This window comes from Ignavibacteriales bacterium (assembly GCA_016214905.1).
GTDB lineage: Bacteria > Bacteroidota > Ignavibacteria > UBA10030 > SZUA-254 > PNNN01.
Genome location: JACRMQ010000005.1, coordinates 110,128 through 124,150 on the forward strand (window position 1 = coordinate 110,128; position 14,023 = coordinate 124,150).

The window sequence follows — 14,023 nt, forward strand, 5'->3', positions numbered from 1 at the left end:
TATTTAACTAATGCAAAAATATTATTTCCCGTTTCGTTTAGAGCTTAAATATTTATGAATAGCTTCTGCGGCAATTTTACCATCACGCATCGCGAGGATGACCGTGGCACCACCACGTGTCAGATCACCGCCGGCAAATATTCCTTCACGACTTGTGAGTTGAACGTCGTTCACTACAATCGTTCCCCATTTGCTGATATTCAGACCATCGGTAGTAGATTGAATGATTGGATTCGGTTTCTGACCAACCGCTTCGATCACCGTTTGAACCGCTATTACAAACTCGGACCCTTTAACAGGTATTGGTTTTCGCCTTCCTGATTCATCCGGCTCGCCTAATTCCATCTTTTGGCACTCAATTCCCCGAACCCAATTATTTTCATCTGCAAGAATGCGGATTGGATTTGTAAGCATCACCAATTCAACACCTTCTCCTTCTGCATGATGAATTTCTTCTTCGCGGGCAGGCATTTCTTTACGCGAACGGCGATAAATCAAATACGCTTTCTTCGCCCCAAGCCGGAGCGCAGTTCTAACGGCATCCATTGCTGTGTTACCACCGCCGATTACAGCAACCTCTGTCCCGATTTTAATAGGTGTATCGTAATCCGGAAATTTATACGCTTTCATTAAATTTACACGCGTGAGGAATTCATTCGCCGAATACACACCGCTCAGATTTTCACCCGGGATTCCCATAAATGTAGGAGTACCGGCGCCGGTGCCGAGAAACATTGCCTCGAATCCCCACTCACTGAATAATTCATCCACTGTTGCAGTTCTACCGACAACAAAATTAGTATATATCTCAACACCTAATTGACGAACTCGATCCATCTCGAGATCAAGGATGGTACGTGGAAGTCGAAATTCTGGGATTCCATATCGTAACACACCGCCAACATCGTGTAATGCTTCAAAGATTGTAACTTTATATCCAAGTTTTGCAAGTTCTGCCGCAGCTGTCAATCCGGATGGACCTGATCCCACTATCGCCACTTTTTGATTTATATGATTTGTTATAACAGGAGACGAAAACAGATTATGAGCAAACTCGAAATCGGCAACAAAGCGTTCTAATTTTCCGATTGCAACCGGTTCATGCTTCTTGCCAAGAGTACAAACAAGTTCGCATTGACTTTCTTGCGGACAAACACGCCCACATATTGATGGTAAATAATTTGCCTCACGGATTTTATTTACCGCACCTATATAATCTTTTTGAAGGATAAGTTGAATAAACGTACGAATATCGATAACTACCGGACATCCTTCGATACATACAGGATTTTTACATTCAAGACATCGTGCCGCTTCTATTAATGCACGTTCCTCATCCAAACCGGCTGAGACTTCAATAAAATTTCTATTTCGTTCTTCGGGAGATTGCTCAATCGACTCTTGGCGTGGAATTTTCATCCTCTCGGAGGGTTTCATAGGATTGACATTATTCATTTTACACCTCCTGCCAATGCATTTATCGAAGGTGTCAGCTTACATCGTTCATCCGCAATCTTTTCCATACTGGTAAAAGTTCTGTTCCTCATTATTAGTTCGTCAAAATCAACAAGATGGGCATCAAATTCCGGTCCGTCAACACACGCAAATTTCATCTTTCCACCTATTGAAACCCGGCACCCGCCGCACATACCTGTGCCATCAACCATAATTGTATTCAAACTGACTAACGTTTTGGTGCCGTAAATTTTTGTCAGGTTCGAAACTGCCTTCATCATCGGCAGTGGTCCGATCGCGTAAACGGCGTGAATATTTTTATTTTTTTCCAGTAAATCTTTCAACGGATCGGTAACTATACCCTTCCGTCCATATGATCCGTCATCAGTCGTTATAAAAATTTCCTTTGATATCTCCGACATTTCTTTTTCAAGAATTATTAAATCTGAAGTACGCGCCCCAACGATGCTGTGGATAACATTACCTGCATCTCTCAAAGTGCGTGCAATAGGATAAACTTCAGCGGTTCCAACACCACCGCCGATACATACGACTTCGCCGTGATTTTCAATCGGAGTCGGTTCTCCTAACGGGCCAACTACATCGAGAATATATTCTCCGGCATTTTTAGTAGCAAGAAGTTTTGTCGTTTTTCCTATCGATTGAACAATCAACGTAATTGTGCCTGCTGAAAGATCACTATCAACGATAGTAATCGGAATACGCTCTCCATTCTCTTCAATCCGCAGCATGACGAAATTGCCGGCTTTACGCTTCCGGGCTATAAATGGCGCGTGAACAATGTATTTTGTCACTGTTGATGATAGATTTTCTTTTGAAACAATACGAAACATTATATCTCCAAATATTTTTGTTGACTAAAAACTACGAAAACTTCTCTTGAATTACAATTTTTAGGAACGGTCTATTCCGGGTTTAACTTTTATTGATAGGTAATGCTCTGGATTTCTTTTCCGAACTGAAGGTATTCATCGGAGGTTAGTAATCGTTTTACCATGGGCAGTATCACATCATTCTCCCTGTTTATATGATTTCGGAAATGTTCCACTACTTGCAATGCGCATTGAAGCAGATCGCGGACGGTGGAACCGTGCGACCGACCGTCTTCGACATCTCTTATCGCATTAATCAATTCATTATAATACTGCCACATCTCGCGCCGCTCATATCGAATTTCATTCGGTGATTCAAACAGATGTTTGTCGAGTAACGGAAACAGATGATGCTCTTCCTTCTCGTAATGCTTTCTCATCTCAGATCCGATATACCTGACCGATTCGGCGATTTGCGCGAAAGCATCCGCAGAAAAACCTTTTTCCTGTATCGACTCGATCGCGGCAGATATTTTTTCCAATTCCTTCAATCCGCGCTCGTGTTCCTCCCGTAAAATTACAAGCGGATCTTGTACACCGGTTGAACTTCGGTTCTGAGCGGAGGCGAATTCGCTTCCGTTGTTTTTATACGACATTCCTAATTTCATCTCTGAATAGTTTTTTATATACTTTCTTGAATATCATAATTATCAATTCGTATGCCAGTAGATAATCGGACCATTTTAAATAAATTGTCTATTTTTATAGATTTAGGGTAAGGAGAATGAATAATGAGTTCGGGCAAATCAACCTCTCCAAATTACTTCTCACTCATGAAAAACATCGCACACTTTCACTCTCACGCGTGAGAACGCCTCCATTCACATCCACAATGATCGGCCTGATTAGTGAATAATGAGTAACTTTTTCGTCGCTACAAGATTCAATCCTGTTAGTCGATAATAATAAACACCCGACGGATAATCGGCTATGTTTTCCCATTTTGCTTCATGAGCACCAATCGAATTAGGTTCATCAACCAGGGTTTTGATTTTCTGACCGAGAATATTATACACAGTCAAATTAACATGCATCTTTGACGGCAATTCATAATTTATCTGCGTATAAGTTCTGCAAGGATTTGGATAATTTTGATAAAGAATGAATCTGTGATTAAATTCCTCGGATACATCTTTCAGTATCCATCCGCCGGGATCTAATTGAACATTCTTGATGATCCGATCAACAGGAAAATAAAATAATTGCTCGGAAGCGTTATTGAATACGGTAACTGTGGTATCCCACCCCGGAGCGGTCAGCTTTATATCGATGGGCATAGTGAATATGCTCGGTTGAACTTCTTGCGGAATCTGCTTCAGAAGAAGTTCAACAACGTAACCGTTTGAAGAATCTTTTAAACTCCAATTTATAGAATAACGCGGATAACCCTCGCCATAAATCCATTCATCGAAGAAATAAGTTAAATCCTTTCCGCTGATTCGTTCACAAATATTTTTAAAATCTTCAGTATTTGCCGTTGAATACTTTAACAGAGGATCATTAGCATAGCTGTAGAGTGATCTGAAAAAGATCGAGTCGCCCAATGTATGGCGCAGCATATGCAGAACAGTTGCTCCTTTAGCATAAACCCTATTACCATCGAATAAATTTCTTACGGTTGTTGTGTCTTGAACATAAAGCGATCCGACGGCAAGCCGTGCGTTGCTTAATTGATTTTGCAAGTAGTTCCAATACGACGACTCTCCATATTTTTTTTCTAAATACAATGCCGTTGAATATTGGGCGAATCCTTCATTAAGCCAAAGATCACTCCACGTCCGACATGTAATCATATCGCCGAACCATTGATGAGCTAATTCGTGTGCGATTGTGTTCTCATTGTAAGTTGTTGTTGAGGTCATCGTTTGATGTTCCATTGCGCCTCCCCTTCCAAAATCGGCGTGTCCGTATTTTTCTTTTATGAACGGATACAATCCGAATAAATCGGAAAATATTTCCAGCATATCAACGGTTATAGGAAGAGCAATTTGTGCATTTACAAATCTTTCCGGAATCACATAATTGAGAACTTCCATCGAGTCTGTGGATGAATAATGATACCAATTCGAAAATTGCATATAGTTCGTAATTGCAATTGAGATAAGATATGAAGCAATCGGGTACCGCTCCTGCCAATGATGAGTTTTTGTTCCATCACCATTATCATTTACAGAAATAAGTTTACCGTTCGAACCGACTTTGAACGAAGAATCACAAGTAACAATTATATCTGCTGAATCTGCTTTATCCGATGGATGATCTTTACAGGGCCACCAATCTCTGGCACCATAAGGTTCACTCAACGACCATACCCAAGGAACACCCGAATGCTGATCGAAAATAAAACTTCCGAAACCGCTGACAGCAGGTATGCCCTGATAAAATATTTCAATTAACAATCCTGTACCGACTTCATATATCGATTCAAGATTTATTTCAACGGAACTTGTCTGCTGCAAAAACGAGCGCTTGGTTCCATTCACTTTCACCGAATCGACATGAAGCGAATTGGTAAGATCGAATTTGATTATCGAGGTGGTATCATCATTACAGACACCCAGTATTCCAACCTCACCGATCAGATGCGGCGGATAAGTCGTTACGGTAAGATTCAATTTATAATAAGTAACATCAAACCATTCACTTGCCACGCTGGATAAATTTGCAGGATTCATTAATTTCTGATACCGCTGTATATCCGACGATAACACGCTTTTTTCATCTTCCGATATATCGAAATATTTCTCCTGCGATTTCAGTTGAACGGAAAACAAAAGGAGAATCCCAAACATAATGAATCTTATCTTCATCTAGATGGATTCTCCTTCAAACGGATTGAGTGATTTGATATTAAAACAGATTTACTTCCTCGACGTTTTCTCGATTAACCTCTTCCGAGTGTATGCGATTAATCCGCCCGCATCAACAATCGCCTGTCGTGCCTTCGGTAAAGGTTCAACGGGAAATGTTTTTCCCTTGGTGACATTTACAACTTTATCCTGAAGGATTTCGAGTTCGTCACCTTCCGATGCTTCGATTGTCGGGCAGACAACAGTTTTCAAACCGAGGTTGACAGAATTTTGTAAAAATATTCTGGCGAATCCTTTAGCAACAATAACAAGCTCATGTCCTTTAATTGTTGAAACTGCTTGTTCCCGAGACGAACCGCATCCGAAATTTGCACCTGCAACAATTGCACTGTTCGGTGGAATTTCTTTGTTCTTCAATCGTTTATTCAGTTCAGTAATATCGGCGAAACAGTATTGCGGTGTTTCGGTTGGAAGCACAGTCGCCATGAACCGTCCGGGATAAATAATGTCGGTTGAAATATCGTTCTGCATTATCGCTATAACTTTTGATGTCGTCATATTAATTTACTCCTCTCGGATCAGTTATTACACCAGTTATTGCGGATGCTGCGGCAACGGCAGCGGAACAAAGATAGACATCGGAATTCGGATTGCCCTGTCTGCCTTTAAAGTTTCGGTTAGTCGTCGAAAGTGAAACATCGCCATCGGCCAGCGCTCCTTGATGAACACCAAGACAGCAACCGCAATTTGAATTCATGATGACCGCCCCTGCATCCATCAGGTCAGCGATGTAACCGCGCTTGAGCGCTTCTCTGTAAATTCTCCACGATGCCGGAAATACAAGCATACGAACGCCTTGCGCGACTTTCTTTCCTTTTAAAATTTTTGCTGCTTCTTCCAGGTCGTCGAGACGTCCGTTTGTACACGATCCGATAACGACCTGATTTAGTTTAACATTTAATACTTCGTTTATCGGCTTGACATTGTCAACAGTGTGCGGCTTCGCAATTTGCGGTGCGAGCGTGGATACGTCAACTTCAATCACCTGATCATATTTTGCATCCGGATCAGGTTTCATTAGTTCACCTTTGAAATCGACACCGGCTTCTTGTTTCAGATAGCGGACTGTCTCCTCGTCCGGCGGTACGATGCCCGATGTCGCTCCGGCTTCTACAGACATATTTGAAAGTGTGAGACGACCGGAAGTGCTCATATTTTTTATTGCTTCACCGTGGAATTCCAAAACTTTAAAGTTCGCACCTTCGGCGGTAAGTTTTCCAATTAAATAAAGAATTAAATCTTTTGGATAAACACCAGATGAAAATTTTCCCTTCGCATTTATTTTGATAGTACCGGGAACCTCAACATTCAACACGGTCCCGAGCGTCCATACGCTTGCCATTTCAGTTGCACCGATACCGAACGCAAATGTTCCAAGAGCGCCATGACTGGTAGTGTGACTGTCGGTTCCGACAATCACCGATCCCGGAATCACGTATCCGTTCTCCGGCAACACCTGATGGCAGATTCCTCCTTCATCACCGCGAATGTCGTGAAATTTTGTAATTCCCTGCTTCCCGACAAAATCGCGAATCTTTTTTTGATTCGTCGCAGTCTTTGCGCTTTCGGCGGGTACGCGATGATCGAAGATGATTGCGATCTTTGATGAATCCCAAACCTTCAGCGGGATGCCTGTATCTTTATAAATTTCTGAAAATTGATTGATCACCAATGCCGCATTCTCATGCGACATCGCAAGATCGACCTTCGGCTCCAGCACATCACCGGCTTTCACCGCCGTCTGCCCGGTTGCCTTTGCCAGTATTTTTTCTACAAGTGTCATTCCCATAAATTAATTTGTTCCTTTGTTCGTAATTAAGTTTTAAAATTCTGACTTAATATAACTGTTTTCTGTAAATAGTGGAAATTATATCACTCGGTGTTTGTTAATATTGAAAATTAATTTCGGAAATAAAATACAAATTTAATCTCTTAAATTTCAGTTAGCATTGAGAAATCGGTTGGATAATAATATATTATTAACGTACTGAAAACCAAGCAATATGAAATCCAAGTAATACAACAGTTGTTACAGTTATGCGTGCAATTTTTGAATAAGAGCCAAAAATACCAATGAATAATTCAAAAGTAATTTCGAGTATGAACCACAAGGGAAAAACAGCCAATCCAGCCCAGGAGAACTTATCATCAGGTGAAATGCGAGCCATTGTCACACCTAAACCAACCCCTAACAATCCAGAAATAATGGAAGACAAAATTGTGGCGATTGCAGCGGTACTGCCACTGTAGCGAGATTTCCTTTGAATATTATTATCTACCATAGTCAAACCTAACGGATTGCGGCTAATCAGCCGCACTGATTATTTTTTTGATTTATAAATTGCACGAATCTATAAAAATGTAAACAAAATATCATCTACTAATTATCTGATGATGGAAATACGTAAGAACAGATGAGTAACAAATTATATAATTTTCTTTTCTTTAAAACTTTTTATTTCTTCATCAGTATATCCAACACTCTTCAATACCTCGAATGTATGTTCCGACAATTTTGGCGGTGGTGAATCGATGCTGCCCGGAGTCTTACTAAACTTAGCAGTTAAATTAAACAGCTTCAGGTCGCCGATGCCCTCGCTGTGAATAGACTTGATAGTCTCGCGTTGCTTGATTTGCGGTTGGTTGAGAGCGTCTTCGAGCGAAAGAATTTCACCGGAAGGAACATCGTTTTCATTAAGCTTATCAACCCAATATTTAGTATCACGTTCAGCGAGCTTCGCTTCCAATAATGGCGTGAGAAGTTTACGGTTTTTCTTCCGTGTGTCGCGTTCCTGAAAGCGTGCGTCCGTTTTTAACTCGGGAACACCCAAAACATCCGCGACAGATTCCCATTGCTCCTGCTTATTTGCGGCTATGTTGATATAACCATCCTTCGTCTTGAAAACTCCAGAAGGCGCCGCCGTAAAGTTGTCATTTCCCATCAATGTCGGTTGCTGTTTGCCGATTAAAAGATTCGCAGCAACCCATCCCATCAGCGGCATGATCGAGTCGAGAAGGGCGACGTCGATGAATTGTCCTTCACCGGTCTTCTCCCGATAATAGAGTGCCGCCATGATCGCGAATGCGGCGTTCAATCCACCGACTGTATCGCAGACAGGGAATCCAGCACGTAACGGATTCAAGTTTTCATCACCATTAATTGCCATCTCACCGCTCAGTCCCTGGATGATCTGATCATACGCCGGTTTCATCGCGTCCGGTCCGTCTTTCCCGAATCCCGATATTCCGCAGTAAATAATTTTCGGATTGATCTCCTTTAGCGCGTCATACCCGACTCCCAAACGGTCCATAACATCAGGGCGGAAATTTTCCACCACCACGTCGGCAGTCTTCACGAGCTTTTTAAAAATTTCTTTCCCTTCAGGGAATTTCAGGTTAAGCGTAACTGATTTTTTGTTTGCATTCTGTGCAAGAAAACTCGTCCCCATTTGTTTTTTATTCAATTCGGGAAGACATCCCAAAGCACGCGCGAGATCGCCACCTGTCGGGTTTTCGATTTTGATTACCTCGGCACCGAGTAGTGAGAGGTGAAGTGTTGCAAATGGTCCCGACAAGACATTTGTAAGATCGAGAACGCGGATATTTGATAGCAATTTCATCTTGTTTCTTTCTAAGATGCTTACGATTAATTTTATACTTGTTTTACGCTAATTGGTCCCGTTTTATACACCAGCCCCGGCATTTCGCGATTGAAGAATGCTGAAAAACCTTTTGCAAGATCAATCAGTTTTGTCAGATCAATTTCTTTCCTGATACCTATACGCATAATCATACTTTTTTCCTCCGTGTAACATACTTCACTTTGGGTTCTTCAACACGGAAACCAATTTGGCGTTTGGGTTTCTCGGGTGGAGTCATTAATTGTTTGATCGCTTCAAATACAACCCGGAATTGTGAATCGTATTTCTTTTCAAGCTCATCCAATCGCTTGGCGAACTCCTTATTACTTGCCAGCATCTCTCGTAGTTTTACGAAAGCACGCATGATTGCAATGTTTACTAAAATAGCGCGCTCACTATTCAAAACTGTCGATAACATAGCAATCCCTTGTTCTGTAAAAACATAAGGATTATGACCACCAATGTGTTTCCGAGATGGTATCGCAAATTGCGATAGCAGCCAATTCGTTTCTCGTTGTTCAATTTTATCATGAAATCGTCAGGGAACCGCAATATATTTCTTTTTACTTGCTCTCTCAGGCGAATAGGTTTGACTCCGTACATATCAGCCAAATCCTTATCGAGCATTACCCTCTGGCCCCGGATCAGAAATATTTTTTTCTCAATCACCTCATGTAAAATTAACTGTTCCATGTTTAAATCATATTCACTTAAATGATTGTCTTCGTTTTGTAAACCAGCCCCGGCATCTCGCGATTGAAGAATGTTGAAAAATCTTTTGCAAGATCGATCAGTTTTGTCAGATTTATTTCCTTTCTGAAGCCCATACTATGAAGTGCATGGACAAAATCCTCAGTACAAACATTTCCAGCCGCGACTTTTGTAAACGGACATCCGCCGAGACCAGCAATCGATGACTCATAACTTTGCACACCAACCTTCATTGCAGTATACACATTAGCGAGTCCCATTCCGTATGTATTATGAAAATGACATGCAGCTTCAACTGAACTATCGAGCTTAAAAATAGCCTCAAACAGTTTCTCAACTTGATCGGGGGTTGCATGTCCTGCAGTATCGGCAAGCGAGATATTCCTTAAACCGGCATCGAGATACTTCTGAACAATATCGAGAACGCGTTCAGGAGGAACGCGTCCTTCAAAGCCACACCCAAACGCCGATTGCACCGAAACCTGCACACGTTTACCGGCAGTTATTGCTTGTTTTGCCGTTGCAACGATTCTTTCCGTTGCCTCTGCGATGGTCATGCCTGTATTTTTTTTGCTGTGTGTTTCGCTCGCAGAAACGCCCATACAGAACATTTCTACACCGCAGTTTAAACCGCGCTCAAGTCCTTTTTCATTCAGAACTAATCCCGACAAAATAATTTTACTTGTTTTATTTTTAGCCAGCTCGGAAAATAGTTTATCGGTATCTGCCATTTGCGGGACTTTCTCGGGATGCACAAATGAGCCGACCTGAATTATATCGACTCCGGACTCCATGAGACTGTTGATCCACTCGATTTTCTTTTCAAACGGAACAACTTGCTTTTCCAATTGCAAACCGTCACGCAGACCTACTTCATGTATGATAATCTTTTGCATTCTTCTTATCAAATAAATTGGGAACTATGTGAGCACTATCTCTCGTTTAAATAGATCTTTATAATTTGAGCCAAACAATCCCTCTCCCAAACTTGTCCTGAGCGAAGTCGAAGGATTGGGAGAGGGATTATAGGGTGAGGGTTTCAAAGTTTCTCCGCTATTGCCTTTGCCAGATCAAGTGTCTTGTTACTTCCGCCCATATCGTATGTGCGAATTTTTCCTTCCTTGATAACAGCGGCGGTGGCGTTTTCTAACTTTGTTCCCATTTCTTTTTCACCCAGCCAATCGAGCATCATCTTCGCTGCCTGAATGGTAGCGATTGGATTTACTTTATACTGTCCAGCATATTTAGGCGCTGAGCCGTGCGTTGGTTCGAATACTGCCAACTTCTCTCCGATATTTCCGGAACAACCGAATCCAAGTCCGCCAACCATTTGCGCGCAGAGATCCGATATAATATCGCCATACAAATTCGGTGCGACCAACACGTCGTAATTGTGAGGGTTCTTCAACAACCACATGGTTGCCGCATCGATATTCGCATCATCCATCTGAATACCGGGATAATTCTTAGCGACTTCTTTGGCAGTTTCAAAGAATAAACCATCGGTAGCCCTGACAACATTTGCTTTGTGAATTATCGTCACTTTCTTCCGGTTAAATTTCTTCGCGAAGTCAAATGCGGCACGAACGATGCGCTCTGAACCTTTTCGCGTATTAATTTTACATGAGATCGCGTATTGATCTCTTGCATAATCTTTGAAGGCGGTGAAAGGTTTCGATATGCGCAGCAATGTTTCTGCGAGTTCAGGAGGAACGGGTGAAAATTCAACACCGCAATACAAATCTTCTGTATTTTCTCTGAATACAACCAGGTCAATATTTTCTTTGAAGTTCAAAGGATTACCCGGATATCCTTTGCAAGGCCTTAGGCAATTGTAAAGATCGAATTGCTGTCGCATACGGACAATGGGTGATCGATAGATGAGTCCTTTTCCTCTCAATTCAGGAACGAGTTCCGCTTCCGCTTCCTTTATCGGTTTTGATGTAATCGCACCGAACATCGCGGCATTTACATTCTTCAGAAGATCGATGGTGCGCTGCGGCAATGCATCTCCTTCTTTGCACCAGAATTCCCATCCGATATCTCCGTGAATATATTCGGCGTCGAGTTTAAGTTTATCTAAAACAATTTTTGCTGCTTCGAGTACTTCGATTCCAATTCCATCTCCGGGAAGCCATGCGATTTTATAATGAGCCATGTAATTCCTTTCTAAATATTTTAAACAAGAAAAATCTTATAATTTTATCTTAATCAACCAATATGCCAAATTTTCTCAGAATAATTTAATAAAAAAGCCATCCGTTTACAAGGATGGCTTACTTACAAGACTTCGTTCCCAGGTTTGTTTTTATTTCTTCTCTATTCTGTCAAATCTGACAAATCAACCATTAAATGTAATCAATTTTGAATATAGACTTGCACTTTTATTGTATCAGAAATCTTGTTCATTATCAAACAAATTTAATTTACCATTTATATGTTTGAGAGTATCGTTGATAATCCATTTACTTCCATCATATGAAGCTACAGGATTACCATTCGCCGTATGACAATACTCGCAATTATCTAAACCTGAATCATGTGTTCCGGTCGGTGTTGGATTACCGGTTATTTTATCTCCGTGACATGTACCGCATGCCGCCTGAGTCCCGTTAACTTTATTCCACTGCGGACGATTGGATAGATTGCCGTTCGTAAAATAACCGTGACAATAAACATTACTGCAAGTCGAATCTGATGTATGGAATGTTGGTGTGGGGATAATCGATCCACTAGAAGTTTTTAATCCCGCTAAAGTGTCATTGAAAACTACTTGAACGAGAAACGGAGAATCGATATGCCCAGGCGATGAAACAGATGATGGAACGTTGTGGCATTCCTGACATTTTACCGGTTTGCCGAGCGATCCTGTTGCTAAGTGGTTTTGGTGTGCCCCTACTCCGAGCTTAGTGGTCGAGGTATCTCTGTTGATATCTACGGGAGGAGCGGCATCTGTAAACTTAGCTCCACGAAAATTACCATGGCATGTATTGCATTCTTCCGGCCCGGCAGTATTATCATGGCAGTCCCTGCAAGAAACAGTTACCACCTTTTCTCCGCTATAAGTGTTGCCATGACACAACTTGCATTGTTCGAGCGGAAAACCGTTGGATCGTATGAATACCGGATGTCCGGTAACTTCCTCAAATTCAGCAGGATGAGGATATGAGGAATGACAATCGCGGCAAGAGACTTTGGTGCTGCCTCCATAGAAATTATTACCATGACACGAAGCGCATTCATTTACATTCCAATTTTTACTTTTCAGAAATTTGCCGTGGGAATTGGGAGAATTTGGTTCATTCCATCCTGCATCGTGAATACTCAAATCCCCATTGGATGCGGCAGGTAAATTTTTCTTCAACTCAGAACAACTTATGCTCAAGAGTATAAATGCAAACGCGAGAAACCAAAATGATATTGTTCTCATAATCAATCTCCTATTTTCTCAGTGTGGCACATTATACATACGGGATCGGCGCCTTCCACATCGTGACACGCCATGCAGTATTCAATATCTCTCTCGGCTAATTTTGCATGCAGACCGCCGCCGCTTCCTTTGGCAAATAATTTAAATCCCGGTTCATTATGATTCGAAGGTTTAATTTTCATCTGATTGATATTTCCACCGGCTTGGTGGCACTCCACGCAAAACGTTGATTGTTCATGGCATGAGTAGCAATCTGTTTTTTTCGATTTTGCGTCAATTCCGTGAGTGAATCTGTAATTCAAATTATGTACTTGCTGGAGCTTCGATTCATTGGGTGAATCTTTCAATTGAGTTCGCGTTGAGGGATCTGCTGTCAATTCTTTTCCACCGAAACGCTGCAACTCAATACCGGAATGGCAATTTTGGCAAAAGCTTTCATCATGACACATAGAGCAATTTACGTCCAGCCCGCCAATTCGGGTTTGCCGTTTATGATCTTTCTTGAATTCACCTGTCCGGTGGTTTTTCGGTATCAAACCGGCAAAATCTGTATGACATGCAACGCATTCTCTTGAAACATTCTTTCTCTTATGGCAGCTCATGCAATCTTCCATAATCGGCATGTTCGCGGACGAAGCGTATTTCACCTCATCAAGCCCGCGGTGGCAAGTTATACAGTCGATTGATTTTGCCGTATGTTGCGCATGCGAAAAAATAATTTCACGCTCAGGATTCTTTATAGTTTCAATGTTATCGGGATCTATATGACAGAACGCGCAATTGTTCGTCAAAGGTTCTTCGTGACAGGATTTACAACTTTCATGATCTCCAAAAAGGTTATCCGAAGAAAGTTTACTGTCCGGTGCACTATAATGACATGTACTGCATTCTATTCCGCTTTCTTTTACATGAAAAGTGTGCGAAAATTTTATTTGCTTCTCGTGATTATCGCTAATCCAGGCAAGTGACAAAAAAAGGAGAAGTGAGATGATGAATATTGAGGTTAAGATTCGCATTTTGATA

At 41.5% G+C, this 14,023-nt stretch carries 13 protein-coding genes and 1 pseudogene; all 14 read right to left on the reverse strand.

Features of this window, described 5'->3' with window-relative positions; all coding sequences use genetic code 11:
• Positions 1-21 precede the first annotated feature (21 nt).
• The 14 genes and pseudogenes from gltA to HZB59_03365 all read right to left on the reverse strand — a co-directional run bounded on the left by gltA (position 22) and on the right by HZB59_03365 (position 14,016).
• Positions 22-1,455, reverse strand: a complete 1,434-nt coding sequence (gltA, locus tag HZB59_03300; GenBank protein MBI5020441.1) for an NADPH-dependent glutamate synthase — start codon at positions 1,453-1,455, stop codon at positions 22-24.
• On the reverse strand, positions 1,452-2,309 hold the full coding sequence (locus HZB59_03305) for a sulfide/dihydroorotate dehydrogenase-like FAD/NAD-binding protein (GenBank protein ID MBI5020442.1): 858 nt from the start codon (positions 2,307-2,309) through the stop codon (positions 1,452-1,454). Before HZB59_03305 ends, gltA begins: the two co-directional genes overlap by 4 nt.
• A gap of 89 nt (positions 2,310-2,398) precedes the next feature.
• Positions 2,399-2,944, reverse strand: a complete 546-nt coding sequence (locus tag HZB59_03310) for a hemerythrin domain-containing protein (GenBank protein MBI5020443.1) — start codon at positions 2,942-2,944, stop codon at positions 2,399-2,401.
• Positions 2,945-3,193: 249 nt separating this feature from the next.
• Entirely contained in the window at positions 3,194-5,158 is a 1,965-nt protein-coding gene (locus HZB59_03315; GenBank protein MBI5020444.1) for a T9SS type A sorting domain-containing protein, read from the reverse strand.
• A 51-nt stretch (positions 5,159-5,209) separates the two neighbouring features.
• Positions 5,210-5,716 (reverse strand): 3-isopropylmalate dehydratase, encoded by a 507-nt coding sequence (locus HZB59_03320; protein ID MBI5020445.1) that lies wholly within the window; start codon positions 5,714-5,716, stop codon positions 5,210-5,212.
• A gap of 1 nt (position 5,717) precedes the next feature.
• On the reverse strand, positions 5,718-7,007 hold the full coding sequence (locus tag HZB59_03325; GenBank protein ID MBI5020446.1) for a 3-isopropylmalate dehydratase large subunit: 1,290 nt from the start codon (positions 7,005-7,007) through the stop codon (positions 5,718-5,720).
• Between the two features lie 190 nt (positions 7,008-7,197).
• Entirely contained in the window at positions 7,198-7,500 is a 303-nt protein-coding gene (locus HZB59_03330) for a hypothetical protein (GenBank protein ID MBI5020447.1), read from the reverse strand.
• A 144-nt stretch (positions 7,501-7,644) separates the two neighbouring features.
• Positions 7,645-8,838: a CoA transferase gene (locus tag HZB59_03335; GenBank protein MBI5020448.1), complete on the reverse strand. Its 1,194-nt coding sequence runs from the start codon at positions 8,836-8,838 to the stop codon at positions 7,645-7,647.
• Positions 8,839-8,870: 32 nt separating this feature from the next.
• On the reverse strand, positions 8,871-9,011 hold the full coding sequence (locus tag HZB59_03340) for a hypothetical protein (protein ID MBI5020449.1): 141 nt from the start codon (positions 9,009-9,011) through the stop codon (positions 8,871-8,873).
• Positions 9,008-9,552 (reverse strand): annotated as a pseudogene (locus HZB59_03345) (ORF6N domain-containing protein). Before HZB59_03345 ends, HZB59_03340 begins: the two are co-directional and overlap by 4 nt.
• Before the next feature lie 17 nt (positions 9,553-9,569).
• On the reverse strand, positions 9,570-10,466 hold the full coding sequence (locus tag HZB59_03350) for a hydroxymethylglutaryl-CoA lyase (GenBank protein ID MBI5020450.1): 897 nt from the start codon (positions 10,464-10,466) through the stop codon (positions 9,570-9,572).
• Positions 10,467-10,609: 143 nt separating this feature from the next.
• Entirely contained in the window at positions 10,610-11,728 is a 1,119-nt protein-coding gene (locus tag HZB59_03355) for an isocitrate/isopropylmalate dehydrogenase family protein (protein MBI5020451.1), read from the reverse strand.
• A gap of 234 nt (positions 11,729-11,962) precedes the next feature.
• Complete coding sequence (locus HZB59_03360) at positions 11,963-13,000, reverse strand: CxxxxCH/CxxCH domain-containing protein (GenBank protein MBI5020452.1); 1,038 nt, start codon at positions 12,998-13,000, stop codon at positions 11,963-11,965.
• A gap of 2 nt (positions 13,001-13,002) precedes the next feature.
• Positions 13,003-14,016, reverse strand: a complete 1,014-nt coding sequence (locus HZB59_03365) for a cytochrome c3 family protein (protein ID MBI5020453.1) — start codon at positions 14,014-14,016, stop codon at positions 13,003-13,005.
• Between the last annotated feature and the right edge of the window lie 7 nt (positions 14,017-14,023).